The sequence below is a fragment of the Leisingera methylohalidivorans DSM 14336 genome, from assembly GCF_000511355.1.
Classification (GTDB): domain Bacteria; phylum Pseudomonadota; class Alphaproteobacteria; order Rhodobacterales; family Rhodobacteraceae; genus Leisingera; species Leisingera methylohalidivorans.
On record NC_023135.1, the window covers coordinates 3173870 to 3199204 of the forward strand.

The window sequence follows — 25335 nt, forward strand, 5'->3', positions numbered from 1 at the left end:
CCATGCGCAGGCTGCCCGGCATAGCCCTGGCCCTTTTGTGGGCCGCCACCGGCGCCTTTGCCGGGCCGTCGCGCGTGGTCACGATGAACCTCTGCGCCGACCAGCTAGCGATGATGCTGGCCGCACCAGGCCAGCTGACCTCGGTCTCCTACATCGCGCGGGATACCCGCGCCTCGGCCATGGCAGAGGCTGCCCTGGCCTATCCCGTCAACCACGGGCTGGCAGAGGAGATCTATCTGCTGCAGCCGGATCTGGTGATTGCCGGCGCCTATTCCACCCCCGCCACCACGGATATGTTGCGCCGGCTTGGCGTATCGGTAGTGGCATTTCAGCCCGCGCAATCGCTGAAAGATGTGCGTGCGCGTATCCTGCAGATGGGTGAGGTTCTGGGCCGCGAAGAGGCGGCCCGGGCTTTGCTGGCAGACTATGACCAGCGGCTCGCCGCCTTGCAGGACGCCGGGCCGGAGGCGCCGCGCGCCGCGCTTTATGCCGCCAACGGGTTCACCTCCGGCAGCATGACCCTGGCCGGACAGATCCTGCGCGCGGCGGGGCTGCGCAATATCGCGGATGAATTTGGGTACGAGCAATCCGGTCATCTGCCGCTGGAACTGCTCACCATGTCGGCGCCCGATTTGCTGATCGGAACCGCCCCCTACCACCGCAGTTCGCGCAGCGAGGAGGTTCTGCAGCATCCGGCGGTGCGCCGCCTGGCCGGCCGCAGCGGTGCGGGGCAGATCCGCGATGCTGACTGGGTCTGCGGCACCCCGCATGTGCTGCGCGCGGTGGCGGCGCTGGCGGAGGAACGCCGCAAGTTTCTGGAAAAGGAGGGCAGCCAATGACCCGTCTGATGCTGGTGCTTGCCACGGCGGTTCTGGCGCTGTTTCTGGTGTCGCTGACCGTGGGGCCTGCGGATCTGGGCATCGGCGAAAGCCTGGCGGCGCTGTTTGACGAGGACTACGGGCCGCTCACCCTGGTGATGCGCGAAATCCGCCTGCCGAGGGCGCTGCTGGCGGGGATCATCGGCGGCGGGCTGGGGCTGGCGGGTGCCGCGATGCAGGGCTACCTGCGCAACCCGCTGGCGGAGCCGGGACTGATCGGCGTATCCTCCTCGGCCGCTCTGGGGGCGGTGCTGGCGATCAACACCGGGCTGGCTGCCAGCCTCACCCTGGGCCTGCCGCTGGCCGCTCTTGCCGGTGCTCTGGCAGGTGTCTTTCTGGTGATGGCGCTGGCCGGGCCGCAGGGCGGCTCACTGACGCTGATCCTGGCAGGGATCGCGATCTCAGCGATGGCGGCGGCGCTCACCTCGCTGGTGCTGAACCTGTCGCCCAACCCCTTTGCCGCCAATGAGATCGTGTTCTGGATGATGGGATCGCTGGCGGACCGGTCGATGCTGCATGTCTGGCTGGTGCTGCCCTTTGCGCTGACGGGGGCAGCAATCCTGCTGACCCTGGCGCGGGGCTTGGATGCGCTGACCCTGGGCGAGGATGCGGCGCAGACCATGGGGCTGAACCTGAACCGGCTGCGGCTGCTGCTGGTGGTCGGCACCGCCAGTGTGGTTGGCGGCGCCACCGCGGTGGCCGGGGCCATCGGCTTCATCGGCCTGGTGGTGCCGCATATCCTGCGCCCCTTGGTTGGCGGCCAGCCTTCACGGCTGTTGTGGGCCTCGGCGCTTGGCGGCGCCATCATGCTGCAACTGGCCGACATCGCGGTGCGGATCATCCTGCCGTCGCGCGACCTCAAGCTGGGGGTGGTCACCGCCCTGGTTGGCGCACCGCTGTTCCTGCATCTGATCTACAAGACACGGAAGGGGCTGGCATGAGCGTGCTTTCGGTCGAAAACCTATCGGTCACCTTGCGCAGCCGTACGGTGCTTCGCGAGGTGTCGTTTGCGATCCGGGAAGGCGAGTTTGTCGGCCTGCTGGGGCCGAACGGTGCCGGCAAAAGCAGCCTGATGCGCGCCGCGCTGGGGCTGATCCCGGCGCAAGGGCGCAGCTCGCTGGCAGAGATGACTGCCGAAGACCGGGCCCGTGCCGCCGCCTGGATGCCGCAATCGCGCGAGATTGCCTGGCCGATCCCGGTGGAGCGGCTGGTGGCGCTTGGCCGCCTGCCGCATCTGCCGCAGGGGTTGCGGCTGCCGCCGGCGGATCAGGCGCTGGTCGATCAGGCCATCGCCCGCATGGGGCTGGAGCCGTTCCGCCAGCGCGCTGCCTCGCGCCTGTCCGGCGGCGAGCAGGCCCGGGCGCTGATTGCCCGCGCGCTGGCGCAGGACACGCCGCTTTTGTTGGCGGATGAACCGGCTGCGGGGCTGGATCCGGCGCATCAGATATCCACCATGGGGGTCTTTGCCAGCTTGGCCGCCGAAGGCCGCGCCGCGCTGGTCTCGCTGCATGACCTGGGGCTGGCTGCCCGCCATTGCACGCGGCTGATCCTGCTGGCCGAAGGCGGCATTCTGGCCGATGGCGCGCCCGCCGAAGTGCTGACACCGGCCCTGATGGCCCGCGCCTTTGGCATCTCGGTCTGGCATGAGACCACGGCGCAAGGGCCGGTGTTCCAGCCGCTGGAGGTGCTGTGATGGGCAGTATTAACCTAGAGCGGCCCTGGATCGAATTTGACCTCGGCGCAGAAATGCAGGTGCTGAGCTGGGCTGTGAACCGCCCCGGCCTCGTCACCGCCCGCCGCATCCTGTGGCGCGAGGTCCGGAACAGCGACCTGCCACCGGATTTGGATGTGACCGAATGGTTTGCGGATGAACTGGTGCAGCGCGGCGGCGAGGATACCGTGGCCTTCCTCACTTCGCGCGATGTGCGCCGCTATTGCGAAGCCGAGGCCACGGTGGAGGGCATCAACGCTCATGCGGTGGCCACTGTCGGCCTGTCGAACGCCGAGCGCGTGGGCAGCAGGATGGATTATACCCGCCGCAACTGGGGCACCATCAATGTCGCTCTGCACCTGTCCGAAGAGCTGACACATGCCGGGCTGATCGAAACGATGAGCATCGCTGTCCAGGCCCGCACCGCCGCGGTGATGGACGCGGGCATCGCCCTGCCCAGCGGAACCGCGACGGGCACCGGCACCGATTGCGTCGCGGTGGCTGCTCCCGCAGGCGCCAATTCTTATGCCGGCTTGCACACCGCAATTGGCGAAGCCATCGGCAAAGCCGTTTACCAGGCCGTCTACATCGGCGCCTTGGAATGGAAATTAACCAACAGGAGAGCAGCATATGCTTGAGCTTGAACAGGTGCTGAAAGAGGCGCTGATGCAGGAGGGCTGCGGCTGGAACATGGGTTCTTTTGGCGCGATTGCCGAGTTCCACCATGTGGCTGGCGACCCGGCGCCGCAGGAACAGCCCGGCCTGATGCAGGTGACCAGCCGCGGCGGCCTGCGCGTTGATACGCTGGAGGGCGTGCGCCCGGTCGCCTATGAGACCCTAAGCCCCAAACCGCACCGCTGGACCCAGGCGGTATCGCTGTGCCTGCCGCGTGATGCCGCTGCGATGAACCGGCGCGATGTGCTGACCGCGCTTGGCCCGGATCAGGACGCACTGCGGGACGAGGACCGCGGCGCCCAGCTGTTCGACATGGGGCTGGGCCAGTTTCAGGCCGACTTCTGCATCCGCACCGCCGACCCGGAATTGCTGCAGGTGCTGGATGAAAACGCCGGCCGTTCGCTGTTCGAGCAGGGCAATCCGGCGATGGGCGCGATTCTGAAGCACCATCCCCACCGGGTGCTGCTGACCCGCCTCGGCCGGGTCGAGGTCTATCAGATGATCGGCGGTCCCGACACCGGCGGCAAATCCCCGGAGGGCCCGCACACCCATGTGCTGCCGAAACTGCTGCGCGCCGAACGCACTCATTCCGCCAACACCCCGATCCCCGAGGGCTGGGTGCCCTGCTGCGGCCTGCATCCCGAAAATCCGGTGATCGGTCGGCTGGGCGAGGACAAGCTGTTCAACCGTTCTGCCTTTGACGCCTTCCAGGAACTGCTCGCGGCCTGGGGTGCCAAGGCATACTGCCAAGGCAAGCAGGCGGTATGGGAACTGCTGAAGACGGCAACGCCCGCCGATGAGGCAGAAGAGCCGGAGAGCCGCGAAGGCCGGGCCGGCTGGCGCAATGGCATCCGGCAGTGGCGGGTGCTGCATGGGCCCAGCCATCTGAGCGAATCCTACGCCGAGCGCTTTGACCGCGGCGCTGAGCAAACCGACCCGGAAAACCCGGGCCACTGACGGAGGCCGCGATGTCCCTTGCCCCCTTCTTCGATTTCATGACCCGCGGCGGCCCGGCCCTGTGGGTGATTGCTGCGCTTTCAGTGCTGACCATGGCGCTGTTCCTCTGGCGGGTAATCGAGCTTGCACATACAGGTGCTTGGCGCAAACCTCAGACTAAGGTCTGGCTTGATCAATGGAGCAAGGGAGAGGCACCTCCTGCCGGTCATGGCCAAACTCCGCTGGATAGGGTGACGCTTTCAGCGATGCGTGCGCTGCTGACGCCTGACTTCGCACCAGAGACCGCAGAAAGGGAAACCACCCGTATTGCCAAGGCCGAGCTGGCGGCCCTGCGCCGTGGTCTGCGCCCGTTGGAGCTGATCGCTGCCATCGCGCCGCTGGTCGGGCTGCTTGGCACCGTGCTCGGCATGATCGGCGCCTTCCAGGCCTTGCAGGAAAGCGGCAGCGGCGCGGATCCTTCGGTGCTGGCAGGCGGCATCTGGGAGGCGCTGCTGACCACGGCGGCCGGCATGGCCGTGGCAATCCCGGCTACGGCGCTGGCCTCCTGGATAGAAGGGCTGGCCGAGCGTGAACAGGCAGCAATGGAGGACGCTGCCACCCGCGTGTATACCACGGCAGCCGCCCGCCCTGCATTGCGGCACGCCGCAGAATGACGCTGGCCTTTGGACCACCGCGCACGAAAAAGCGCCTCGGCCTCGCGCCGATGATCGACGTGGTATTCCTGCTTTTGGTGTTCTTCATGCTCGCTTCGCAATTCGGCCGCGACCGGATGGTGCCGCTGGCCATGGGCGGTGCGGGCGATGCCTATCAGGGGCCGCCGCGGCTGGTTCTGGTGACCGCCGAAGGGCTGCGGCTGAACGGTGTGCCCGTGGAGGCTGAGGCCTTGGCAGAGCGGTTGGCTCCGCTGACTCGCAAGAAGTCTGACGCCATCATCCTGCAGCCGAACGCCAGCGCCTCATTACAGCAGCTAATGGATGCCGCGGCCCTGCTGACAGAGGCGGGTTTCACCGGCCTGGTTGTCATGGAGTGAGCGGCATGGATTTCTCCACACCCCAAAGGCGCCGGACAGCTGAGCCAATCCTGCCGATGATCAACGTAGTCTTCCTGCTGCTGATCTTCTTCCTGCTGTCCTCGCAGATCGCCCCGCGGGCGCCCTTTACGGTGGTTCCGCCCAAACTGGAGACCGGCGAGGCCGCTGCCTCAGGAGCTATTCTGTTTATGGCAGCGGACGGTCAGTTGCATTTCAGCGGAGCAAAGGGAGGGGATGCATTGGCTGCGGTCATCGCGCAGGCCGGCGGCCGCCGGCGCCTCAGCTTGCGGGCTGATGCCGCAGTGCCAGCACGTGAAGTTGCGTCTCTGATCTCCCGGCTCAGAGACACGGGGATCACATCGGTCACACTGGCCGGGATTGGCTCATGAACCACCGCATCCTCTTCCCGGCCTGTGTTGCCGCAGCTGCGATCCTGCATGCGGCGCCCTTTCTGGCCTTGCAGGAGGGGGGGACACAGGCGGGAGGCGATGGCGGGACTGGGCAAGTCACGCTCACTGCTGCCTCATCTGAGCTGATACAGCAGGTCGCAAGGTGGAACCGGCCGCAAGTGGTCCACCCTCCGGCCTCCCTTGCAGAACCGCCCGCATCTTCAGCTGCGCCGCTCCATGCAATAACTGCAGCGCTGACCACTCCGTCTATTCCAGCCGCTTCCGCGCTTGCGCCCGCGGCACAATCAGATCCTTTGCCTGCACAACCTTCCCCAACAACGCCTCCTCCTCCGCCGCCAGCATCTGCGGCTCCCGCGCAAGCAAAGCTGTCTCCTGCGTCAGCGGCGAAGAATGAAAAGGCGGCTGGCAGCGGGCAGCGGAGGGCCCGTGGTGACAATGGTGCTGATGAAGCGAGCACCGGAAACTCTTTACGTGAAGCCCAACTGAAACGCCGATGGGGGGCGGCAATTCTATCCCGGGTCGAACGCCAGATGCGGTGGCCCCGCGGAGGGGAGCAGGGAATCGCAAGAGTGCGCTTGAAGGTTTCGGCCCAAGGCCAGTTGATTGCAGTATCTGTTGTAAGAAGCTCCGGCAGTTCGCGTCTGGACCAAGCCGCGCTGCAAGCCGCGCAGAAGGCTAGCTATCCACGAGCTCCTAAGGCACTCGCTCCCGGGGATTATCTATTTGACTTCTCACCCCGTTTTTCAAAATGAAACACATTGCACTTGCAAAAATGGCCGTTCCCCTACCGGGAGCGGGTGTCGCGGCTGATCACGATTCATGGGTCAGCCGGGGGCAACTCCTTCGCACCAAGCTCTGCCTGATGTCCCTTCAATATTCCAATGATTTGTTCTTCGCTGATACGGCTTCTCTTCATCGTCTGTCTCCTTGTCAGAGAACAGGCTAACTCAAAACACCGGACTTTTCAGGGAGCAGGTCACCCGGTCAGAGCCCATATCTGTCATTGCTGCATAGTGGCGATGCTTCGGGTGCGTTCGTCCCCTCCCAATCCAAACCGGCCTTGCGTTAACAGCTGCACCAAAATACCTGGCCTTCGCTGAAACATCTTTTGCCTTAACGTAATGGGGGCCACTTTAGCTGCAAAGGATGAGCAGTCCTGGACAATTCCTGCTCTAGGCTGACTAGACAATCCCGATTTTGTTCCAAAGCTCATCAGCAACGACGCCAATTGCCTGGTCCCTGCGTCTTATCTTGAAAAGCATCGACCGGCGCAGCGGGAACCCTTCCAGGTTCAGGGAAAGCAAGGCCCCGGACTGCCGCTCCTCCTCCGTCATGTGATCAGGCAGACCGCCCCAGCCGAGACCGGCGAGGATCACCTTTTTCTTGGCGGCGAGATCGGAAACTGTCCATTTCAGCCCTCCTGGAAGCAAATCGCGGCTCTGTTCATGCGCGGCGCCGCCAGTGCCGGCCGCGACCACCTGCACGTGGCTGTGCATTTCGGATGCCGACAATGCGCGGGAACCGGCGGGCAGGTTCAAGTCAGGGCTGGCCACGGGCCGGATCGTTACCTCAGCAACCGGCTCTGCCTCCACATCGTCCAGGGGCACCCCGTCGAGGGAAGCGAGCACGATGTCCGCCTTACCCTCCATCAGCCGGGCAATCGGGCCGCCCATCATCTCCATCCGCAGCCGCAGGTGGGTGGCAGGGTGGCGTCGGCCGGTGTCTGCAAGCGTCGGCAGCAATGGGTCCAGATCCATTGTGGCACTGACGGCAATTGTCAGTTCCGGCTCTTCGCGGGCGCGCAGCCGGGCGGCGGTGGTCCGCAGGCCCTGCATTTGCCGCAGCACCCGCGACGCCTCGCGATAGAAGATTTCACCGGCCGGGGTGAGTGATGGGCGGTAAGCCTCGCGGCTGAACAGATCCAGCTCGAGCTCCTCTTCCAGCTGGCGGATTGTGTGGCTGATGGCGGACTGCGATTTGTGCAGACGCTCCGCTGCACCGCGGAAGGTGCCGGTAGAGACAATCGCCTCCAGGGCAAGGAGCTGGTCGTGTTTCATGGGACCCAACATGATCTGATTTGTTCATCATTAATGTTACAACACTATATTATCAATCAATCATACCAGAGGGTAGTCAGGGGCATCACCAAGCACAGGAGACTATCATGAAACTCTACTACAAACCCGGTGCCTGTCCGCTAGCTAGCCATATCGCCCTGCATGAAACCGGCCGCCCGTTTGAAATCGAAGCCGTGGACACCGCAGCAGGCCGGACCGATAGCGGCGCGGACTACCGCGCAATCAACCCCAAAGGCTATGTTCCGGCCCTGGGCCTGGACGATGGCAGCGTTCTCACCGAAGGGGCGGCTATTTTGCAGTATATCGCAGACAGCCACCCGGAGGCAGGCCTGGCGCCGGCCGCCGGTACCTTGGCCCGCGCCCAGATGCAGGAACAGCTCAACTGGATCGGGACCGAACTGCACAAGGCCTTTGGCCCGCTGTTCCGCGAGGCTACATCCGAAGCAGGCAAAGACGACGCGCGCACCGCTGTTGCGGGCAAGTTCGATTTCATAGAGGCCCAGCTGGAGGATGGCCGCGAGTGGCTGGTTGCCGGCCAGTTCTCAGTCGCCGATGCCTATCTGTTCGTTGTCTCGAACTGGGCCAATTTCACCGGCATCGATCTGGCCCGCTGGCCCCGGCTGGCCGCCTTTGTGAGCCGCATTGCCACCCGTCCGTCGGCTCAGGCGGCAATGCGCGCCGAAGGGCTGATCCAATGACGCCCGCTGACCACAAAATGGTCAGCGACCTGATGGAGACCTATTTTGAGGGCCTCCATCAGGCCGACAGCGCCCAGCTGCGTAAGGTTTTTCATCCGCAGCTGGCCTATGTCTGCGCCACCGAAGGCGATGAACTATATCTGGATCTTGAAACCTACATGAGCCGCGTGGACGGTCGTGAGCCGCCGGTCAAACGTGGTGACCCGCGCGAGGAGGAGATCCTGGAGATTGCTTTTGCCAGCGACCGGCTGGCCCGTGTCAGCGCCCGGATGACTATGATGGGGCGCGATTTCCACGATTTGCTCACCCTTGTCCGCTACGGCGCCGAATGGCGCATCATTGCAAAAGTGTTTTCCTATGTTCCGCGAAAGGACTGACCGATGCCCTATGTGAATATCAAAGTGACCCGCGAAGGCGGCCCCGACGGCACCGGCCCAAGCGCAGAACAAAAAGCGCAGCTGATTGCCGGGGTCACGGAGCTCTTGCAGGATGTTCTGGGCAAGAACCCGGCGACAACCTTTGTTGTGATCAATGAGGTCCCGCTGGAGGATTGGGGTGTTGGCGGCCTGCCGGTTCAGGAGTACCGGAAGCAGGCGCAATGAAGACGCGGCTGACAGAAGCGCTGGGGATCACCTGCCCGGTGATCCAGGCGCCGATGGCCTTTGCGGCAGGCGGTGCGCTGGCAAGCGCCGTCTCCAATGCCGGCGGGCTGGGTATGATCGGAGGTGCTTACGGCGATCCTGAGTGGATCAATCGGCAGTTCGATATCGCCGCGGGCGCCCGTGTGGGCTGCGGGCTGATCACCTGGAAGCTGGCGAAACAGCCGCAGCTGCTTGACCGGGTGCTGGCGCGTGATCCGGCGGCGCTGTTCCTGTCATTCGGGGATCCGGAGCCATTTGCACCCGCGATCCGGGACGCCGGTGTTCCGCTGATCTGCCAGGTCCAGACCCTGCGCGATGCGCGGCAAGCGCTGGACTGCGGCGCAGACATCATTGTCGCCCAAGGCGCGGATGCCGGAGGGCACGGCGAGGCACGCGGCACCTTTGCGCTGGTCCCGGAGATTGCGGACGAGATTGCGCGCCGGAACAACAAGGCGCTGCTGTGTGCCGCTGGAGGTATCGCGGACGGGCGCGGCCTTGCGGCGGCCATGATGCTCGGGGCGGACGCAGCGGTGATCGGCACGCGGTTCTGGGCCTCGCACGAGGCGCTGGTGCATCCGCGCATTCTGGACCGCGCACTGGCGGCGACGGGGGACGATACCATCCGCACCAAAGTGGTGGACGTGGTCCGCGGTTATGACTGGCCCGGCCGCTACAACGGGCGCGTCCTGCGCAATTCCTTCGTTCAGAAATGGCACGGCTCCGAGGACGCCTTGAAACTGGAAGTCGGCATTGAAGCGGCGAAATGGGCGGCAGCTCAGGAGGCCGGGAACCTGGATGTTGCAACCGCCTTTGCCGGTGAAGGCATCGGCCTGATCGATACAGTGCTGCCTGCCAGCGATATCCTGGCCGTTGTTATGGACGGGGCGCAGCGGATCCTGGCAGCAGCAGGGCAAAACCAGCAAGAGGCCCCGTAAACAGGATTGAGGACCAGGCGGGGGCAGCCCTGCCTGGTCCATCAGGTCTCAGCAAGCATGGTCTAGAACAAATTTGCCCGTGAGCCCCGGCGTATCCAGCCGGTGATGCGCCTCTGCGATTTGGTCAAGCGGCAGAATATCTTCGATCTCGGGGGCCAGAGCGCCCTGTGCCAGCCAGCCCGCCAAGGGCACCAGCACCTCCTGATCTGCAGGGTTCTGAACCGTCACCGGAGTGATCCCCCGAGCCGCGGTAAAGACCCCGCCCGGCTTCCACCATTCCGGCACAATGGTTGCATAGGCACCGCCGTCCGTCACCGCAGCAAAAGCCCGTTGCGCATGTTCCCGGCCGCGCACGTCAATGGCGCCATCCACGTCTCGTGCATCCGGGGCCGTGAGTTCGAACCCCAGCAGGGGCGCGATTGCCGCGGCCATTGCGCCAACCGCGCCGTTGGGGTTGTTGACCAGAACACGGGCGCCCGGCGGCAGGTCCAGGGCCAGAAATGCTGCCAAAGCTGTGCTGCCTATCAGCGGCACCGCGGCGGCAGTGCTAAAGGAAACTGCATGGGCAATCCTCACAACCTGACTGGCCGCCAGGGCGGCAAATTCCGCATGGGTGCCTACCAGCGATCCCGGCTGCGGCGACATCGCCATCACCCGGTCGCCAGGGGCGAATCCCTCCGTATCCGGGCCAAGCGCCTCGACGGTGCCAGCTGCGTCCCAGCCCAGGACCATCGGAAAATGGGCCGGGTCATCGGGCAGGAACTTTCCTGACCGGACGCCCGCATCCACCGGGTTCGCGCTGGAGGCATGGACCCGGATCAGCACCTCCCCCGACTTGGGCTCCGGACGCTGCAGGTCTGCAATCCGGAACACGTCCGCCCCGCCAAAGGTCTCGATAATTGCAGCTTTCATCCGTGCCTCCATTCATTGTGTAGTGATCGATAAATGATAATGGAGGCGACGATGGGGCGGCAGCGGTCCTTTGACACCGATCACGCGATTGAACAGGCGATGCTGCTGTTTTGGGAGCGCGGATATCAGGCCGCGTCCATGGCCGATCTCAGTGCTGTCATGGGATTGAACCCGCCCAGCATCTACGCGGCCTTTGGCAACAAACAGGCGCTGTTTGAACGGTGCGCCGCCCATTATGCGCAGCATTTTGCAGCTTACGCCCCTCGCGCCCTTGATGAGGAAGTAACCGCCGCAAAGGCACTGTGCCGCCTTGTGTCCGAGGCGATTAAGGCATTTTCCGCGGAAGAGACGCCCAAGGGCTGTCTGCTTGTCAGTGCCGCAACCAATTGCGGCAAGGGCAGCACCGGCGCGCAGGATCTGCTTGCCGGGTACAGGCAAGCCAGCGAGTCCATAATTGCAGACCGGATCCGGCGCGGAATCGAGGAAAGTGACATGCCTGCTTCCACCGAGCCGGATCTGCTAGCGAAATACGTTGCGGTACTGTTTCAGGGGCTTGCAGCTCAAGCCCGTGACGGGGCAACAGCTGACGAATGGCACGGGGTGGCAGAATTTGCGCTCGGCCATATAGAGGGTTCACTGTGACGGCACAGGAAGCCAACTGCCCGCGCACGTCCACAATGAGACAAAATAGGCCGGGAATTCTGGCCAGCATCGAAGTATCCGCAAAATTCCGCCTAGAATCAGGCGTGCTTCGTGGCGGTCTGCAAGTACAGTAATGTCCTGAGCCTGGCACACTACTAAAGGTGATTTTTCTGTACGCAGCCAAATGCCTGCATTTCCTTTTGCAACGCCGTGCTTAGTGTGCGCGCACGGCAAACATTCAAAGGGTTTGGAACAGGCCAGGATCTGACCATCATTGTGTCAGGCATTCCCGCAGTCAACACCGATCCGATGACAACATCTTCGATCGTGCCGGGGACTACACCTGCACGTTCAACCGCGTGCTGAATAGCATGACCCATCATGGTAGGGGATTTTATGTTGTTCAACGCACCCTTAAAGGCAGTCCCAATCGGGGTTCGCGCGGTTGAGACGATAACGGCTTCTCTCATGATTTTTCCTTTTAGACATCAAAATGCGCGGCAAGTGTCACGCCCGAGGTTGCGAGGTCTTCCAACAAAGGCGCAGGCGTGAACCGCATCTCGCCATAGGCGCCAAGCGACTGCCGATAGTGGGTCATGCGTTCCAGAATCTGGCTCAATCCAATCTCATCGGCATAGTGCATCGGGCCGCCGCGCCAGTTTGGAAAGCCATAGCCATTGGCCCAGACCAGGTCGCAATCGCCCAGGCGCTGAGCCTCCCCCTTTGAAGTGGTCCGCCCCTATGTTTAGGAAACGGAGGACCAGCAATGGCCAACAAGCGACCGAAGCCCGAAGAGATTGTTACGAAGTTACGGCAAGTTGAGGTCCTGACAGGACAAGGCATGCCGCGTCTCGATGCGATCAGACAGATCGGCGTGACCGAACAAACCTTTTACCGCTGGAAGAAAAAGTACGGTGGAATGGGCACAGAGCAACTCAAGGACCTGAAGCGGCTTCAGAAAGAGAACGAGCGGCTGCGTCGTGCGGTGTCGGATCTGACTTTGGACAAGCTGATCCTGAAGGAAGCCGCATCGGGAAACTTTTGAGCCCTTCACGCCGACGCGCTTGCACTGATCATGTGCGTAGCCGGTTCAAGGTATCTGAGCGACGCGTTTGCCGTGTTCTGGGCCGGCACCGGCCCACACAGCGTCGATCGCCACGAGGGCGGGCTGACGAGGAGCGTTTGATCGCGGATATGATTGAGCTGGCACGGCAGCACGGTCGATATGGCTACCGCCGGGTTGCCGCCCTGCTGAGAGATGCAGGATGGCAGGTGAATGACAAACGCGTGGAACGCTTGGGGCGGCGTGAGGGGCTTAAAGTGCCAATGAAACAACCAAAGAAGGGGCGGCTCCGGCTGAACGATGGATCGTGCGTCCGTCTGCAGCCCGGGTATCGCAACCATGTTTGGCCGTATGGCTTCGTGCATCATCGAACCGACGCTGGCAGGGCGTTCAGGACGCTCAACATCTTGGACGAGCACAGCCGGGAATGTCTGACGATCCGTGTAAAACGCAAGCTGAACCCGACCGAAGTCATTGATGCACTGACTGACCTGTTCACCCTGCGCGGCGTGCCAGGCTGCATTCGGTCAGACAATGGCCCGGAGTTCATCGCTGAGGCTGTCAGAGACTGGATCAAAGCGGCCGGAGCAAAGACTGCGTATATCGAGCCTGGGTCACTCTGGGAAAACGGCTGCTGCGAAAGCTTCAATGGGCGGATGCGGGACGAATTGCTCAACGGTGAAATCTTCTACCCGCTGCGCGCAGCCCAAATCATCATCGAAAGCTGGAGAAAACACTCAACACCAAGCGACCACACAGTGCATTGGGCTACCGCCCGCCAGCGCCCGAAGCCATCGTCTTGATGGACCGCAGGCCAATCATGCACTAACTTTCAATTTGGACCACTCAAGCGGGGCTGCTCAAAAGGCCCCCCAAGCCTTTCTCTTCCGCCACTGCGAATGGCCAAAGAGGGAGGATTTGCAGGCCTCGTTCAAAATCAAAACCTGCCCGCCATGCGGATCGCAGCGTCGATCAACCACTGCACTGGCTCGGATCGTGGCTTATGTGTCAGATAGACGACACCCATCTGCATCGGCGGCGGCAAATCCGGGACGCCAATTGCCTGCATCCCGTGCGCGTGAAGTTGCTTGCGATACAAGGGCTCGGGGCACAGTTCTACGATGTCGTCGGCTTCGCTGAGGATTGAAAGCAGGTAAGGGGAGCGGCAATAAACGGGCACCTGTTGAAGCTGGATGCCGCGCCTTCCCAGCCAGTCCAGAAGAGCTTGGTCGGCACTGGCGGGCGATGGATTGATCGCCCAGCGCCTCTTGGCCAGATCCTCCCAGCTGATCGGGCCGGATAACTCCGCGCTGGCATTTGCAACGGGGATCATCTGAATTTCCCTGACCTTCACGAACGTCATGTCCGACGGCAGGGTCGCGCTGTCCGCTAGAATGACGGCAAAATCGAGATGCCCTTCTGTCAGCTTGGGAAGGGTAGTCAGCATGAAGCCAATATCCATATCGAGCGATCCGGTGGGGTAACGTGCGCCAAAGTCCGCGACAAGCCGCCGCAGGCTGAACGCGGCAAGTACGGGCGTGATCGCCATCCGCACGTTGGCCTGTACCTGACCGGTCAGGCGGCGCACGTCTTCTTCTGCGCGCTGCATCGTCGCCAGGACCAGACGAGCGTGCGACAGCAGTGACTGGCCGGCGGTTGTGAAGTCAGTTCCGTGCGTTTGCCTGATCAGCAAGGTCGCACCAAGTTCGCGTTCCATCTCGCGCAGCGTCCGAGTGACTGCGCTCTGGCTCAGACCGAGGGCGCGGGCTGCGCCGCGGATCGAACCGCATTCTGCCAGGGTCACCAATGCCCTTAACTGATTTAATTGCATCACTCACCCCTGACCAGCTTTTGTTGTCACCCTATCCGTTTTTCTGTCTGTGCGAAAACCGATCGCTGGGTAGCATCACAAATATGACACATACATCCTCGCAGGAACGCCCCGACTTCGACGCCATGCGCGACTGGCGCAGGCACATTCACCAGAACCCCGAACTGGGGTTCGAAGAACATCTGACCAGTACCTATGTGGCGGAACGGCTGGAAAGCTTCGGCCTAAGCGTCACCCGGGGTCTTGGCGGTACCGGCGTCGTGGCGCAGATCGCCGTGGGCGACCCGGACAAGGGGCCGCGGCTGGCCTTGCGGGCCGATATGGACGCGCTGCCGATGCAGGAGCATACCGGGCTTCCATATGCCTCCAGGGTTGCGGGCAAGATGCACGCCTGTGGCCATGACGGCCATACTGCCATGCTGCTTGGAGGGGCGGACCTGATCGCGCGGCGTGTCCGGTCCGGCCAGATCAAGGGCAATGGCACCGTCACCTTCATCTTTCAGCCGGCCGAGGAAGTCGGCGGCAGCGACGGCGGCGCGCAGCGCATGATCGCCGAGGGGCTGTTCGACAAATTCCCCACCGACGAGGTCTATGGCATCCACAATGGCCCGACCGAGGAGGAAGGCCGGATGTATTTCCGCGAAGGCCCGTTCATGTGTTCCTCCGACAAACTGGAGATCGTGATCCGGGGCGCATCCAGCCACGGTGCCACGCCGCATCTGGCCAAAGACGCATCGCTCGCGATGGCGTCGACCATCATGGCACTGCATTCGGTCGTTTCGCAGAACGTTCCGCCACTGGAAACGGCGATCTTCAACGTTGGCCAGGTCAGCGCCGGAACCGTCTTCAACATCATTCCGTCAGAGGCGCGGATCACCGCTTGCATCCGTGTCTTCAACCCCGAGACCGCAACGCTGGTGCATCGCCGCATCAAGGAAGTGGTGTCCGCACAGGCGCAGGCCTTCGGCTGCACCGGCGAGGTGATCGTCGACTACGGCTACCCTTCAGTTGTCAACGAGGCCCAGACCCTGGCCGCTGCCGCCGCCACCGCCACACGCCTATTCGGGACGGATCGCGTCGTCACGGATGCCGCCCGCGTAACGGCAAGCGAAGACTTTGCTTTCTACCTCAAGCACTGCTCCGGCAGCTTCTTTTTGATCGGCAACGGTGACAACGGCTACCGCGACGGCAAGCCCATCGGGCCCTGTTCTGTGCACAGCCCTTACTTCGACTTCAACGACAACAACTTGACCGTCGGGGCCGAGTTCTGGGCCGGGCTGGTAGAGGATAAATTCCAGCAAGGAGTAACAACATGACCTTTCCGTTTTACCGTCCCCTCACACGCGCCACCCTCGCGGCCGGTCTGTGTTTATCGTCCACGGTGGCGATGGCCGATACGGTCCTGACGATGTCCAGTTGGGCACCGGCTACATCCACACTATCGACTGAATTTCTGGACAGCTTCGCCGCCGACGTTGCCCGCGTGACCGACGACCGCGTAACCGTTCGCATTCTGCCCGCTGCCCTTGGCGCGCCGCCTCAGCACTACGAACTGGCCCGCAAGGGCATTGCGGATATCACATGGGGTAACCTCACCTACGAACCTGAACGGTTCAAGGTCATGTGGTTTTGTGAATTGCCCATGTCCGGCGAAAGCGGTGAAGCCGGTTCAATCGCACTGTGGCGCACGTTCGATACCTATCTGAAGGATATGCCGGTCTTCGACGGCACACACATGCTGGCCGTATCTCTGTTCGGCGGTGCCGATGTCCATGACGCGCATAGGGCGCTGGTCACGCCAGAGGATTTTCGCAACCAAAAGATCCGCATGGGCAACCCGCTGCAAAAGACCCTTCTGGAAAAGATGGGCGCAATCCCCGTCGCCGCACCGGCCACAAAAGCATTCGAGCTGATCGATTCCGGCGTCATCGATGGCTCGCTTCATCCCATCGAGTCGATTATTGGCTTCGGCCTTCAGGACGCCTTGCCCTTTACGACCGAGGTCGAGGGCGGTCTTTACGATGCTATGTTCTTTCTGGCCATCAATCAGGGAAAGTGGGACAGTATCAGCGACGAAGACCGTGCGGCCATCTCTGAAATCACCGGAGAGGCACTTTCTGCCAAATGGGGCGCATTCTGGGACGGTGAGAACGCCACTGCCCGTGAAAAACTGGTCGCGATGGGCCACACCTTTGCCACGCCAGAGCCCGCGCTGACCGATATGATCCGCAAGGTCAGAACAGACTTTCTGGACCAGTGGTACGCGGACGGCCCCGACTTTGGCCTGCCCAACGCAAAAGAGGTCGTGGTATTTTTCGAAAGCAACTACGCCGAAATTTCCGAGGCGGCACAATGACAACGCCGGGCCTGCGCATACTGCACGGGGCGATAACAACGAGCATGATGGTGGCGCTAGGTGCCATCGTCGCCCTGACCTTTGTTGATGTGCTGGCCCGGCAAATCCTTGGGCGTCCCGTCTACGGCGCACACGACATCACCGAACACCTGATGGCGCTGATCGTGTTTCTGGGCCTGCCGCTTATCACGCTGGCCGGAGGCCACCTAACCGTTGATCTGTTCGACAAATATCTGCTGCGACGCGCCCTCTGGCCCTGGCACCTGCTCGTCTCTTTACTAATTGCGGCTGTTCTGAGCTTCCTCGGCCTCTTGATGTGGCAGGCCGCCAACGACGCGGCACAGTTCAGCGAGATGAGTATGGAACTGAATGTGCCGCGGGCCAGCTTTTATCGCTTTTTCGCTCTCTCCGCCTTCGTATCTGCCGCAGCCGCTGTCATCCGCGGCTGGATTGATCGCGGTCAAATATTGCAGCCCCAGTAGGAGACCGAGCCATGTTCCTCGGATTGACAGCCCTTGCTTCCATCCTTCTGCTGGCCTTTCTACGGGTGCCATTGGGGATCGCGCTGCTGACGGTCAGCCTGATCGGCTTGTCCGCCCTGTACGGACCTGCGCTCGCCGGCAATATGCTGGCGATGACGATCTCTGAAAACGCGTTCTCCTACGATCTGGCCGTGCTGCCGATGTTCCTGCTGATGGGTAACTTACTGGCGGCGACCGGCATTTCCGGAGACCTGTTCCGCGCCGCCAACGCCTTTCTGGGCGCGCGCAAAGGCGGTCTGGCGCTCGCCACGATGGTCAGCTGCGCAGGCTTCGCCTCGGTCTGCGGATCAAGTTTTGCGACCGCTGCAACAATGGCCAAGGTCGCATATCCGTCGATGAAAGAATTCGGCTACGCTGATCGCCTATCGAGCGCGACGATTGCCGCGGGTGGCACGCTGGGCATCCTGATCCCGCCGTCAACGATTCTCATGCTCTATGGCATCCTGACGGAAACCAGCATCGGGGATCTCTTTATCGCGGGCGTATTGCCCGGCCTGCTCGGGCTGTTCTTGAACGCCGCTGTGGTCATGGTGATCTGTCATCTGCGGCCACAGGACGCGCCCCGCAGCCCCAGCGTCCCCTTCGACCAAAAGATGCGGTCCCTGCTCGGCGTCTGGCCGTTCTGCACCCTTTTTGCCCTGATCATAGGCGGCATCTACTTCCGTCTGTTCACCCCGACCGAGGCTGCAGGCCTCGGAGCTGGTTTCGCGATCCTTATCCCCTTGTTGCAGCGCCGTCTGAGCTTTGCGATCCTATCCAAGGCCTTCGCGGAAACCGTGACTACCTCGGTCATGCTCTATGTCGTGCTGTTCGGCGCGATGCTGCTGGCCAAGCTCATCTCTGTCTCCGGCATTGGCGAGGCGATCCAAGGTCTGCTCGTCGGCAGCGGGTTGAACAGCTATCAGACGCTGTTCTGCGTGCTGGCCGTGTTCCTGGTGCTGGGTTGCGTGATGGATTCGCTGGCGATCATCCTGATCTGCGTGCCGCTCTTTTCGCCGATTGTCCTGGCCTTCGACATGGATCTGGTGTGGTTTGGCATCCTGGTCGTGGTGGTGACAGAGATAGGGTTGATCACGCCGCCGATTGGCATGAATGTTTTCGTGCTGAACTCTTGCTTGCCGGGGGTGCGCATGACGACAATTTTCCGTGGTCTGATGCCCTTCATTGCTATCGACGTGCTGCGGTTGATCCTGTTGGCCGCCTTCCCGGCTATTTCACTTTACCTTATCCACGCCTCATTCTGAAGAAACCATCATGACCGCTTTCTCCGCCGCCGCCCCTCGCTTGCTGCCCTGCTGGGAGGCCCACGTCGACATCGCGCCGGCCCAGACCAACGGCCCCGGCCCCTTCGGCAACCGCAATGTAGTGCCGATCATCGGTGGCCGGTTTGCAGGGCAAATCGCGCCTGAAACTGACGAACCCGTTGTTTTCTGCGGCGTGGTTTTGCCCGGCGGCTTCGATCTGCAACGCGAACGCGCCGACGGTTGCAAGGAACTGGAGGCCATCTATCACATGCAGACCGACGATGGCATCACGGTCGAAATCCGAAATTTGGCACTGCTGACTTACGATGCCGCCGGCAAACTGCATTACGCTCGCTGCCGGATTTTTGCTGAAGCACCGGCAGGAAGGATGAACTGGTTGAATGAGCGTGTTTTTGTCGGCTCGTTGGAGGTCGTTCGGCCGCAAGAACAGGTTTTGATCCGATCTTTCGTTCTGGTCTGAGTCCAGTGATGAACCTTGGGCGGAGAGGGTCAATATCCGTGAAAACAGCAATACTCTCATCGTAATGTGCCTGAGGCGCCCCTATCCACGAATGCAATTTGTTCGATCAAAAATGAACCGTAAGTGCTGCTTTGCCCCTACCTATTTGGCGTAGCTCCAGGATAGCAGCTGCTCAATGTTCTTCTGTTTATGGCCATAGACGATGGCTGTGAGTACGCCTGTCAGATAATTGTGCGGCTCGATCTGGTTGAGTTTGCAGGTTTCGATCAGCGACGCGATCATGGCCCAGTTCTGCGCACCGGCATCGTGACCTGTAAAGAGCGCGTCCTTTCTTTGCAGGGCGATTGGGCAGATCGCCGTCAACGAATGCGGCCATGCCATCGCAGCCTGGCTTCACGGAGAAGAGATCAAACGTGTCGAGGATCTGTCCGGGGTCCGCGCTTACCTCGCTGATCTCTACAGCCACACCGGGCGCCCGCAGGAGCCATCGTTCAGCCAGAGCCTCCAAATTAAGGGACAATCTATCCCAGTTGGTGGACCACTTTCAGGGGGCTACTCCACCCATAAGCGTTTTTTTGCATCTGCACCGCTTGCTGCTCAACACCGATTGTTGCAGCTATGTTTGCCGGCAGGTCATTAATATCACTATTGGTTTTCACACCAAAATCAACGACAGGCCCAAGTACTGGGTGTTTTGAAAAGGCATTTGGAGCGACCTGCTGCTCTGTGGAAACAGCCCGGCCTGTTGTTTGCATAGAGTGAGAAAACGAAGCGATACTCTCGGCTCGGCTTATGGCAATAGAAATATTCCGATCTGTCATTCCGAGAAGATCATTGTACCCAGGAAGACTCACATCCAAGTTTTGGCTTCGGGCAAACCCCTTAGTACGATTATCAGACATCTTTACCCTTAATATTATTGAATGCAATCATTTCTCAAAGAATATTCCGAGAGCAACTCAACTAATTTCCGCAAGGCAACTGGCTCGGAATAAGTTATTTCAAAGAAATCAAAGACGCTCGTAGAATCGCCGTATATTGTCGAAAAAATCCACCTATTGAATTTTTCCAAATCTTGAATCCGATTGTCGAGCTGCCTTTGAATTTCTGGAGAGCTATCATCTTGAATATGCGGAAAGTCGAACGGCCAATTACTCCCCAGAAACTTTTGCATAGACCAAGTGCGGAAATTTCGTATTGCAAACAGTTTTTTCACATATCCGCCCGCCAATGGAACGCGTATAGCGTGTATCTCGTCGCCAATTTTCCTTTCAGTCGGATCCAGTGAAAAATCCAAAGACGACAGCCACACGACTCTCCGATACTCCTAAAAAAGTTGTTCTCGCTACTCGGCAAAACTTCTTTTCCGAATGACAACCTGCACCCTCGAAGCTCAACCTCCTGATACCCCATATCACCGAGTGTGGTTTCTATGTTGATTTTTACACCCAGATCAGCCGATACCTGCGACCCGGAGAAACTCATCAACAAAAAAGTGAGAAGGAACTTCATGCTACAGACCCTCAGACAATAATTTCAAAACGCGGATACTCAAATACCTGATATCACAAGCGTGTAATTCCCACCGGTAAACTCATACACCAACCTCGCGGCCAACTTGTGCAAACGCTGCAAATCGACACCCGACGTTCCATGAAGCGTCAATTCCTGCGCGCCCTGCGCCGTAGCCCATCGGTGGAGTGCTTGCATTAGCCCCAGGGCTACCCGGCTTCCGCCCAAGGCAGACCGCACGTTGCGCGACGCACTGATGTTCTGAATGCTGGCAATCTGCATGCCGGTGCCAATGTGGTATTTCCCGACCGAACAGGCGGCATGCCCCACAGGCACCCCGCCGTTGAAAGCCAGCGGCACCACATGCGGCGCGCCTTCTGCAAAGGCACTCATGGCCAGCTTGCGCACCTTCTCCTCGCTGAAGGGGATGTGCCTGTACCGGCTCTCTTCATGCGCCTCGCGAGCAAGGGTGATTATGGCAGGGATATCATCTTCGCTGGTCGCTACCCGGTAGGTGACCGCGGCAGGGGAGACCGGCATTTTGCGCTACTTTTAGTTTAGTTCATTCCCCGGCACGCTACCCAAACGAACTCAACCCTACAAGTAACTTTCTGAAAACTCCCCAAGAGCGGCCAGCGCTACGGTCATTCAGAGCCCACCGCACGGCAAGATTCTCCAGAACCACTCATAAACAAACATTTACGGTGCATTGCCCCCCCTAAACGGACAGAAAACGAGCGTCAGGAAACAGGAATTTGCATCGCCCCCCTCAACACATTCACAAAACTCAAATCAGGCATAGATTGCAGGCAGCAGATGGGCCTCGCAAGTGGTTCAGTTTGGGGCGCAGCCGGGGCTACACTGCTGGCAACCCGGAAACAGAGCCGCTAGAAATTTGGACGCCGCACAATTGAAGAAGCACATTTCTATCCAAAATTGCATTAGTCTCGATGTGATCTGACACCGCCCCCTTCCCAGCAAGCTGGAACGGGGACGGCACATCATCAAAGCAAAAAATGCCTGCAAGCCTGCAATGTCCGGTTTCACCGTCACAGGATAGATACCGAGCACGTGCAGCGGAATGTGATGAACCGTGATACCGGCCCGAATGCTGAGATCGCTTTGGGCTGCTTGCGGTCACCTGCAACGGCGACGGCAACTGTCCAGGCCGGTGACCAGCCCGCTGCACCGCCGCAAGCCGCCTGTGAGCCCGAACTCGACATCCGCGCTAGACGCAGCGTTGCAACTGCCGCACATGTTCACCGCTCGATTTTCGAATGATGAATCATTCCGACAATCGGAAACTAATGGGTCCAGACCTTAAGACAGCCGTCGGCTGAGGTCAGGACTGCCACAACTGATGATCATCCATCTGCCTCCTTCCCGAAGGTGATCACGCACCGAAGCCCATCAGACCGGTAATCGACTTCCACCTCTCCGCCCAAATCAAACTTCAAAACAGTGTCAATCATCTTGCTGCCGAACCCTCTGCGCGTTGGTGCAACGACAGGCGGACCATTGCGTTCCTGCCAGACCAGCCGAAGTAAACCGTCCTTCTGTTCAAGCCTTTCGCAGGCGACTTCGACATACCCTCCTGGTTCTGAAAGCGCGCCATATTTAAGGGCGTTGGTCGTGAGCTCGTGCAGCGCCATTGAAAGGCTGGTCGCCTGCTCAGATGGCAGCATCGCGGGTATCCCTGTGATACGAAAGCGTTCCGCCCCGCCGGCTTCTTCCGCTGTCAGGGCGAGCAGCCCCATAAGATCCGCAGTCTTCTGGCCTTCGCTTGTCAGGACATCATGCGCCTTTGACATAGCCTGAAGACGGCCGGTAAAGCTCGCGAGGTGTTCGGCTGGAAGGGTTTGCCTGGCGATCCCGGCAACGACGGCGAGGGTGTTCTTGATGCGATGCTTCATTTCGTTCATCGCGACCTTCAGACGGAGCTCGGCCTTCTTGCGGTCCGTTATGTCGCGCAGGACGATTGAGTAATTTCTTTTGGACCCGATTTCGCGTTCCTCGATCGGCACCACGGTGATCTCAAAGCTCTGCCCCTTACTGTCTACTGTTTCAAACACAGCTTCGGGCGTGCTCTTGCAGGTTTCGACTGCACGCGGGAACCAGTCCGGATGATCCTCAAACCGGATCTGGTCCTGCACAGGAAATCCCTGAACAGCTTCGAAGGTCCGCCCAAGAAGCCGCTCAGCACCTGCATTCCAGCTTTTGATAACACCATCCTCTTCAACACGAAGTATGCCATTCGGCGAGGTACGGACGATGGCCGCAAGCTCATCTGCTTCGCGCCGCGCAGCCCGCAGCTCGTCCTCGTACAGGCGGCGTTCGCGAGCGTCGAAAATAGTATAATCGAACCGGACAGGGTTTCCCTCGAAATCGTGTCGCACAACGCCGCTGAGCAGAACAGGCAGGGGCGTGCCGGTCGTCACTTCCAGAGAACAGGAAATCTCGCGGGCGAACCCCTGCAGGCGCATCATCGGAGCCAAATGCGTCTCGTAGAATAGTTTTCCTGGACCGGTCATGAGTTCGGGTAACCGTTGCGGTCGCTCCTCGGTCCCGGCCGGAAGGTTCAACCAGCGGTTCAGAGTTTCATTGACATACTGCAGCCTTCCATCCGGGTCCGTCACGACGATCCCGCAGGGCGCATCCTCCAAAAGTTCCGCGAAGGCTGACCGAAGCTCCTCTCTGCCGTCCATGGCGCTCAGATGTCTTTGAGGTAGCCGCGGATTGCGGCGACCACGTCAGAGGGTACAGTCATATGAGGGCAGTGGCCGGTGGCCTTCAGCACCTTCAGGGTCGCGCCTGGCATCCGGTCACGCATCCACTCCGCAACCTGCATCGGCACGAGAGCATCATCGTCGCAATGCAGGATCAGGGCAGGACATGCTGCCCTTTCAAAAGCCGGCCGCTCATCCGCGAAAAAAGTCACACGGCCAAAATGCCGGGCGATGGCGGGATCGGTGCGGCAAAAGCTTTGGGTGAGCTCGTCAGCTGCGGGAGCGCCTGCCGGCTGACCGGCGATCGTCGGGGCCATTTGCGCAGACCATCCCAGATGGTTCTCGTCCAGGAACGAGATCAGCTCCTCAAGGTCTCCTTGAGAAAACCCCCCGTGATACCCGTGGGGTCCGTCGTTGAGAAAACACGGTGTCGGAGATACAAGAACAATCCGGGAGATCTTTTCGGGCGCCCGGTTGGCCGCAAGCAACGCAATTGTTGCACCGATGGAGTGCCCGATCAGTACCGCTTTTTCAAGCTCAAGCTCATCGATGATCGCCAGCAGATCCTCAGTATGTGCCTCAAGTCCGGCGTAGCGCCCCGGCTCGTAAGCAGAGAGATCCGACTGTCCCATGCCCGTCAGGTCGTAGGTCACGATCCGGAAATCTTCGGCAAGGCTCGGCACAATCTGCCGCCACATCGACTGGTCACATCCAAAGCCATGGATGAAAACGAGCGGCCGGCCGCCGGCCGCACCGGAAACGACAACGTTGTTTCGCGTGATCATGCTCAAAGTCCTCATTGTGAGTTCAGAGCGCCTTTGTGACCAGCGCCGTATACTTTAACACACAGCGCGATGCCTTGGAGGCTTATCCGATTTTTCATCTTCCGCAGGATAAATCTAGCCCTAAGTCTAGATCGTGCGATACCTTTCGGCGATTAGTTAACTGCAGCAACCTCCTGCTCCCCCACCCCGGAGGTCAGCCGCATTTCGGATACTGTGCAAACCGCCCGCGTGCAACGAAAGGCAGGAGATCTCCGCACGCTACCAGTCAGTCCCGGCGTGCGAAGGTCTCCCCCACTGGCGGGCTGACCGAGCGCACGACACCGCCGAGCGCGGGACTGGAGGCGGATTTCGACAGGCAGATGTGTATCCACCTCGCTGGCCGCGCAGCGGAGCGGCTCGTGTTCGGCACCGTGGAGGGAAAGATCGCTGGCATTCTGAAGGCCATCGAAGACGGCATGTACCATGCGTCATTGAAGGCCAAGATGTCGGAACTGGAAGCGGAGAAAGCCGGATTGGAGGCCATCATCAAGGAAAGCCCTGGGCCCCCTGCCCTGCGGCTGCATCCCAGCCTTTCGCAGCGCTACGGCGAGATGGTCGAAGATCTCGCCCGGTCGCTGAACGCGCCGGAGGTGAAGCGGGAAGCCACAGCAGCGCTGCGGGCGCTGATTTCGCAGGTTCGGATGGTTCCGGACGCTGATGCGCCGGGCGGGCATGAGCTTGAACTTGTTGGGGAATTGGCCGGGATCATGGCTTTGGGGAGCCCGGAATCGAAAAAGCCCCCGCTGTTGGCGGAGGCTTGGTCGGAAACGCTGGTTGCGGGAGCAGGATTTGAACCTGCGACCTTCAGGTTATGAGCCTGACGAGCTACCTGGCTGCTCCATCCCGCGTCAGGTGTTTTTTTTTGATATCGTTATGAGAGGTTTGGATTTTACTAGGTTTGGCGGTGACCTACTCTCCCAGGGCTTGAGCCCAAGTACCATCGGCGCGACAGTGCTTAACTTCCGGGTTCGGGAAGGGACCGGGTGTTTCACTTGTGCTGTAGCCACCAAACCGAGGAAAATCCAAAAGCCTCCGGCTTTTGGATTTGGCGGCAGGCAGCGTGTTTGCAAAGCAAACATGCGTTGCCGCTGGTCTGTTACGTCACGGGGACGTTTCCAAAAGCGGAAGGCGTTACAATCAAGGTTGTCCAAGTCAGTTTGGGATGTGTTTGCTTTGGTTCGAGTAACAC

Annotated in this window: 29 protein-coding genes, 1 tRNA gene, 1 rRNA gene and 2 pseudogenes; 20 read left to right on the forward strand and 13 right to left on the reverse strand. The window is 60.7% G+C overall.

Annotated features, from left to right (window positions below; genetic code table 11):
* Window positions 1-2: 2 nt before the first annotated feature.
* The 9 genes from METH_RS15575 to METH_RS25390 are packed head-to-tail and all read left to right on the forward strand — an operon-like array spanning window position 3 to window position 6413.
* Window positions 3-839: an ABC transporter substrate-binding protein gene (locus tag METH_RS15575; RefSeq protein WP_024091442.1), complete on the forward strand. Its 837-nt coding sequence runs from the start codon at window positions 3-5 to the stop codon at window positions 837-839.
* A complete protein-coding gene (locus METH_RS15580) occupies window positions 836-1819 on the forward strand; it encodes a FecCD family ABC transporter permease (protein ID WP_024091443.1) in 984 nt (327 codons plus the stop codon). Before METH_RS15575 ends, METH_RS15580 begins: the two co-directional genes overlap by 4 nt.
* The gene (locus METH_RS15585; protein ID WP_024091444.1) at window positions 1816-2571 is read left to right on the forward strand and encodes an ABC transporter ATP-binding protein; all 756 of its coding nucleotides are present in this window, start codon (window positions 1816-1818) and stop codon (window positions 2569-2571) included. Before METH_RS15580 ends, METH_RS15585 begins: the two co-directional genes overlap by 4 nt.
* On the forward strand, window positions 2571-3227 hold the full coding sequence (locus tag METH_RS15590; protein ID WP_044008456.1) for an adenosylcobinamide amidohydrolase: 657 nt from the start codon (window positions 2571-2573) through the stop codon (window positions 3225-3227). The genes METH_RS15585 and METH_RS15590 overlap by 1 nt, the downstream gene beginning before the upstream one ends.
* Window positions 3220-4221, forward strand: coding sequence for a DUF6925 family protein (locus METH_RS15595; RefSeq protein WP_024091446.1), 1002 nt, complete (start codon window positions 3220-3222; stop codon window positions 4219-4221). Before METH_RS15590 ends, METH_RS15595 begins: the two co-directional genes overlap by 8 nt.
* 11 nt (window positions 4222-4232) lie before the next feature.
* Entirely contained in the window at window positions 4233-4874 is a 642-nt protein-coding gene (locus METH_RS15600; RefSeq protein ID WP_024091447.1) for a MotA/TolQ/ExbB proton channel family protein, read from the forward strand.
* Entirely contained in the window at window positions 4871-5251 is a 381-nt protein-coding gene (locus METH_RS15605; RefSeq protein ID WP_024091448.1) for an ExbD/TolR family protein, read from the forward strand. Before METH_RS15600 ends, METH_RS15605 begins: the two co-directional genes overlap by 4 nt.
* Before the next feature lie 5 nt (window positions 5252-5256).
* Entirely contained in the window at window positions 5257-5640 is a 384-nt protein-coding gene (locus tag METH_RS15610; protein ID WP_024091449.1) for an ExbD/TolR family protein, read from the forward strand.
* Window positions 5637-6413: a TonB family protein gene (locus METH_RS25390; RefSeq protein ID WP_044008457.1), complete on the forward strand. Its 777-nt coding sequence runs from the start codon at window positions 5637-5639 to the stop codon at window positions 6411-6413. Before METH_RS15610 ends, METH_RS25390 begins: the two co-directional genes overlap by 4 nt.
* Window positions 6414-6842: 429 nt before the next feature.
* On the opposite strand, the gene METH_RS15620 is transcribed toward METH_RS25390, so the two are convergent.
* Complete coding sequence (locus METH_RS15620; RefSeq protein WP_024091451.1) at window positions 6843-7718, reverse strand: LysR family transcriptional regulator; 876 nt, start codon at window positions 7716-7718, stop codon at window positions 6843-6845.
* A 107-nt stretch (window positions 7719-7825) separates the two neighbouring features.
* On the opposite strand from METH_RS15620, the gene gstA reads away from it, so the two are divergent.
* Genes gstA through METH_RS15640 form a run of 4 tightly spaced genes read left to right on the forward strand, consistent with a single transcriptional unit; the run spans window position 7826 to window position 10013 of the window.
* Window positions 7826-8437 carry a glutathione transferase GstA gene (gene gstA, locus METH_RS15625; protein ID WP_024091452.1) on the forward strand — a complete coding sequence of 204 codons (612 nt, stop codon included), beginning with the start codon at window positions 7826-7828 and terminating at the stop codon, window positions 8435-8437.
* Entirely contained in the window at window positions 8434-8814 is a 381-nt protein-coding gene (locus METH_RS15630; protein ID WP_024091453.1) for a nuclear transport factor 2 family protein, read from the forward strand. The genes gstA and METH_RS15630 overlap by 4 nt, the downstream gene beginning before the upstream one ends.
* 3 nt (window positions 8815-8817) lie before the next feature.
* Window positions 8818-9039, forward strand: coding sequence for a tautomerase family protein (locus METH_RS15635; RefSeq protein WP_024091454.1), 222 nt, complete (start codon window positions 8818-8820; stop codon window positions 9037-9039).
* Window positions 9036-10013, forward strand: coding sequence for an NAD(P)H-dependent flavin oxidoreductase (locus tag METH_RS15640; RefSeq protein ID WP_024091455.1), 978 nt, complete (start codon window positions 9036-9038; stop codon window positions 10011-10013). The genes METH_RS15635 and METH_RS15640 overlap by 4 nt, the downstream gene beginning before the upstream one ends.
* Window positions 10014-10061: 48 nt before the next feature.
* Here METH_RS15640 and METH_RS15645 read toward each other — a convergent pair whose 3' ends face one another.
* Window positions 10062-10925: an NADP-dependent oxidoreductase gene (locus tag METH_RS15645; RefSeq protein WP_044008698.1), complete on the reverse strand. Its 864-nt coding sequence runs from the start codon at window positions 10923-10925 to the stop codon at window positions 10062-10064.
* Between the two features lie 51 nt (window positions 10926-10976).
* Between METH_RS15645 and METH_RS15650 the strand changes: the two genes are divergently transcribed.
* On the forward strand, window positions 10977-11567 hold the full coding sequence (locus METH_RS15650) for a TetR/AcrR family transcriptional regulator (protein ID WP_245602905.1): 591 nt from the start codon (window positions 10977-10979) through the stop codon (window positions 11565-11567).
* Window positions 11568-11722: 155 nt separating this feature from the next.
* Here the strand turns inward: METH_RS15650 and METH_RS24880 are convergent, their stop codons facing one another.
* Together METH_RS24880 and METH_RS23245 are read right to left on the reverse strand one after the other, a co-directional pair.
* A complete protein-coding gene (locus tag METH_RS24880) occupies window positions 11723-12037 on the reverse strand; it encodes a thiolase family protein (protein WP_245602906.1) in 315 nt (104 codons plus the stop codon).
* An 11-nt stretch (window positions 12038-12048) separates the two neighbouring features.
* On the reverse strand, window positions 12049-12210 hold the full coding sequence (locus METH_RS23245; protein ID WP_024091458.1) for a hypothetical protein: 162 nt from the start codon (window positions 12208-12210) through the stop codon (window positions 12049-12051).
* Window positions 12211-12333: 123 nt separating this feature from the next.
* On the opposite strand from METH_RS23245, the pseudogene METH_RS23250 reads away from it, so the two are divergent.
* A pseudogene (locus METH_RS23250) lies at window positions 12334-13459 on the forward strand (IS3 family transposase).
* A 108-nt stretch (window positions 13460-13567) separates the two neighbouring features.
* Here METH_RS23250 and METH_RS15665 read toward each other — a convergent pair.
* Window positions 13568-14461: a LysR family transcriptional regulator gene (locus tag METH_RS15665; protein WP_024091460.1), complete on the reverse strand. Its 894-nt coding sequence runs from the start codon at window positions 14459-14461 to the stop codon at window positions 13568-13570.
* Between the two features lie 83 nt (window positions 14462-14544).
* Here METH_RS15665 and METH_RS15670 point away from each other — a divergent pair, with 83 nt between their 5' ends.
* From METH_RS15670 to METH_RS15690, 5 genes are read left to right on the forward strand one after another with little or no spacing between them, the layout of a single operon-like run.
* A complete protein-coding gene (locus METH_RS15670) occupies window positions 14545-15777 on the forward strand; it encodes an amidohydrolase (protein ID WP_024091461.1) in 1233 nt (410 codons plus the stop codon).
* Window positions 15774-16817, forward strand: coding sequence for a TRAP transporter substrate-binding protein (locus METH_RS15675; protein WP_024091462.1), 1044 nt, complete (start codon window positions 15774-15776; stop codon window positions 16815-16817). Before METH_RS15670 ends, METH_RS15675 begins: the two co-directional genes overlap by 4 nt.
* The gene (locus METH_RS15680) at window positions 16814-17299 is read left to right on the forward strand and encodes a TRAP transporter small permease (protein WP_024091463.1); all 486 of its coding nucleotides are present in this window, start codon (window positions 16814-16816) and stop codon (window positions 17297-17299) included. The genes METH_RS15675 and METH_RS15680 overlap by 4 nt, the downstream gene beginning before the upstream one ends.
* An 11-nt stretch (window positions 17300-17310) precedes the next feature.
* Entirely contained in the window at window positions 17311-18603 is a 1293-nt protein-coding gene (locus tag METH_RS15685) for a TRAP transporter large permease (protein WP_024091464.1), read from the forward strand.
* A gap of 10 nt (window positions 18604-18613) precedes the next feature.
* The gene (locus METH_RS15690; protein WP_024091465.1) at window positions 18614-19084 is read left to right on the forward strand and encodes a DUF3237 domain-containing protein; all 471 of its coding nucleotides are present in this window, start codon (window positions 18614-18616) and stop codon (window positions 19082-19084) included.
* Between the two features lie 141 nt (window positions 19085-19225).
* Here METH_RS15690 and METH_RS15695 read toward each other — a convergent pair.
* The 8 genes and pseudogenes from METH_RS15695 to rrf form a co-directional block, all read right to left on the reverse strand.
* Window positions 19226-19438 (reverse strand): annotated as a pseudogene (locus METH_RS15695) (transposase domain-containing protein); the annotation flags it as partial.
* A gap of 167 nt (window positions 19439-19605) precedes the next feature.
* Window positions 19606-19986, reverse strand: a complete 381-nt coding sequence (locus METH_RS24020; protein WP_156927503.1) for a hypothetical protein — start codon at window positions 19984-19986, stop codon at window positions 19606-19608.
* Between the two features lie 14 nt (window positions 19987-20000).
* Entirely contained in the window at window positions 20001-20381 is a 381-nt protein-coding gene (locus METH_RS15700) for a hypothetical protein (protein WP_156927504.1), read from the reverse strand.
* A 254-nt stretch (window positions 20382-20635) separates the two neighbouring features.
* A complete protein-coding gene (locus tag METH_RS15710; protein WP_024091468.1) occupies window positions 20636-21136 on the reverse strand; it encodes a GNAT family N-acetyltransferase in 501 nt (166 codons plus the stop codon).
* An 824-nt stretch (window positions 21137-21960) separates the two neighbouring features.
* A complete protein-coding gene (locus METH_RS15715; protein ID WP_024091469.1) occupies window positions 21961-23301 on the reverse strand; it encodes a sensor histidine kinase in 1341 nt (446 codons plus the stop codon).
* A gap of 5 nt (window positions 23302-23306) precedes the next feature.
* Window positions 23307-24107, reverse strand: a complete 801-nt coding sequence (locus METH_RS15720) for an alpha/beta fold hydrolase (RefSeq protein ID WP_156927505.1) — start codon at window positions 24105-24107, stop codon at window positions 23307-23309.
* Between the two features lie 810 nt (window positions 24108-24917).
* Window positions 24918-24994 (reverse strand) — tRNA-Met (locus tag METH_RS15730).
* A 48-nt stretch (window positions 24995-25042) separates the two neighbouring features.
* Window positions 25043-25157 (reverse strand): 5S ribosomal RNA (rrf, locus tag METH_RS15735).
* Window positions 25158-25335 lie beyond the last annotated feature (178 nt).

Excerpts from the sequence above, each read along its gene's own strand:
- METH_RS15575 (WP_024091442.1), top strand. The coding sequence starts at position 3 with ATGCGCAGGCTGCCCGGCATAGCCCTGGCCCTTTTGTGGGCCGCCACC.
- METH_RS15580 (WP_024091443.1), top strand. The coding sequence starts at position 836 with ATGACCCGTCTGATGCTGGTGCTTGCCACGGCGGTTCTGGCGCTGTTT.
- METH_RS15585 (WP_024091444.1), top strand. The coding sequence starts at position 1,816 with ATGAGCGTGCTTTCGGTCGAAAACCTATCGGTCACCTTGCGCAGCCGT.
- METH_RS15590 (WP_044008456.1), top strand. The coding sequence starts at position 2,571 with ATGGGCAGTATTAACCTAGAGCGGCCCTGGATCGAATTTGACCTCGGC.
- METH_RS15595 (WP_024091446.1), top strand. The coding sequence starts at position 3,220 with ATGCTTGAGCTTGAACAGGTGCTGAAAGAGGCGCTGATGCAGGAGGGC.
- METH_RS15600 (WP_024091447.1), top strand. The coding sequence starts at position 4,233 with ATGTCCCTTGCCCCCTTCTTCGATTTCATGACCCGCGGCGGCCCGGCC.
- METH_RS15605 (WP_024091448.1), top strand. The coding sequence starts at position 4,871 with ATGACGCTGGCCTTTGGACCACCGCGCACGAAAAAGCGCCTCGGCCTC.
- METH_RS15610 (WP_024091449.1), top strand. The coding sequence starts at position 5,257 with ATGGATTTCTCCACACCCCAAAGGCGCCGGACAGCTGAGCCAATCCTG.
- METH_RS25390 (WP_044008457.1), top strand. The coding sequence starts at position 5,637 with ATGAACCACCGCATCCTCTTCCCGGCCTGTGTTGCCGCAGCTGCGATC.
- METH_RS15620 (WP_024091451.1), bottom strand. The coding sequence starts at position 7,718 with ATGAAACACGACCAGCTCCTTGCCCTGGAGGCGATTGTCTCTACCGGC.
- gstA (WP_024091452.1), top strand. The coding sequence starts at position 7,826 with ATGAAACTCTACTACAAACCCGGTGCCTGTCCGCTAGCTAGCCATATC.
- METH_RS15630 (WP_024091453.1), top strand. The coding sequence starts at position 8,434 with ATGACGCCCGCTGACCACAAAATGGTCAGCGACCTGATGGAGACCTAT.
- METH_RS15635 (WP_024091454.1), top strand. The coding sequence starts at position 8,818 with ATGCCCTATGTGAATATCAAAGTGACCCGCGAAGGCGGCCCCGACGGC.
- METH_RS15640 (WP_024091455.1), top strand. The coding sequence starts at position 9,036 with ATGAAGACGCGGCTGACAGAAGCGCTGGGGATCACCTGCCCGGTGATC.
- METH_RS15645 (WP_044008698.1), bottom strand. The coding sequence starts at position 10,925 with ATGAAAGCTGCAATTATCGAGACCTTTGGCGGGGCGGACGTGTTCCGG.
- METH_RS15650 (WP_245602905.1), top strand. The coding sequence starts at position 10,977 with ATGGGGCGGCAGCGGTCCTTTGACACCGATCACGCGATTGAACAGGCG.
- METH_RS24880 (WP_245602906.1), bottom strand. The coding sequence starts at position 12,037 with ATGAGAGAAGCCGTTATCGTCTCAACCGCGCGAACCCCGATTGGGACT.
- METH_RS23245 (WP_024091458.1), bottom strand. The coding sequence starts at position 12,210 with ATGCACTATGCCGATGAGATTGGATTGAGCCAGATTCTGGAACGCATG.
- METH_RS15665 (WP_024091460.1), bottom strand. The coding sequence starts at position 14,461 with ATGCAATTAAATCAGTTAAGGGCATTGGTGACCCTGGCAGAATGCGGT.
- METH_RS15670 (WP_024091461.1), top strand. The coding sequence starts at position 14,545 with ATGACACATACATCCTCGCAGGAACGCCCCGACTTCGACGCCATGCGC.
- METH_RS15675 (WP_024091462.1), top strand. The coding sequence starts at position 15,774 with ATGACCTTTCCGTTTTACCGTCCCCTCACACGCGCCACCCTCGCGGCC.
- METH_RS15680 (WP_024091463.1), top strand. The coding sequence starts at position 16,814 with ATGACAACGCCGGGCCTGCGCATACTGCACGGGGCGATAACAACGAGC.
- METH_RS15685 (WP_024091464.1), top strand. The coding sequence starts at position 17,311 with ATGTTCCTCGGATTGACAGCCCTTGCTTCCATCCTTCTGCTGGCCTTT.
- METH_RS15690 (WP_024091465.1), top strand. The coding sequence starts at position 18,614 with ATGACCGCTTTCTCCGCCGCCGCCCCTCGCTTGCTGCCCTGCTGGGAG.
- METH_RS24020 (WP_156927503.1), bottom strand. The coding sequence starts at position 19,986 with ATGTCTGATAATCGTACTAAGGGGTTTGCCCGAAGCCAAAACTTGGAT.
- METH_RS15710 (WP_024091468.1), bottom strand. The coding sequence starts at position 21,136 with ATGCCGGTCTCCCCTGCCGCGGTCACCTACCGGGTAGCGACCAGCGAA.
- METH_RS15715 (WP_024091469.1), bottom strand. The coding sequence starts at position 23,301 with ATGGACGGCAGAGAGGAGCTTCGGTCAGCCTTCGCGGAACTTTTGGAG.
- METH_RS15720 (WP_156927505.1), bottom strand. The coding sequence starts at position 24,107 with ATGATCACGCGAAACAACGTTGTCGTTTCCGGTGCGGCCGGCGGCCGG.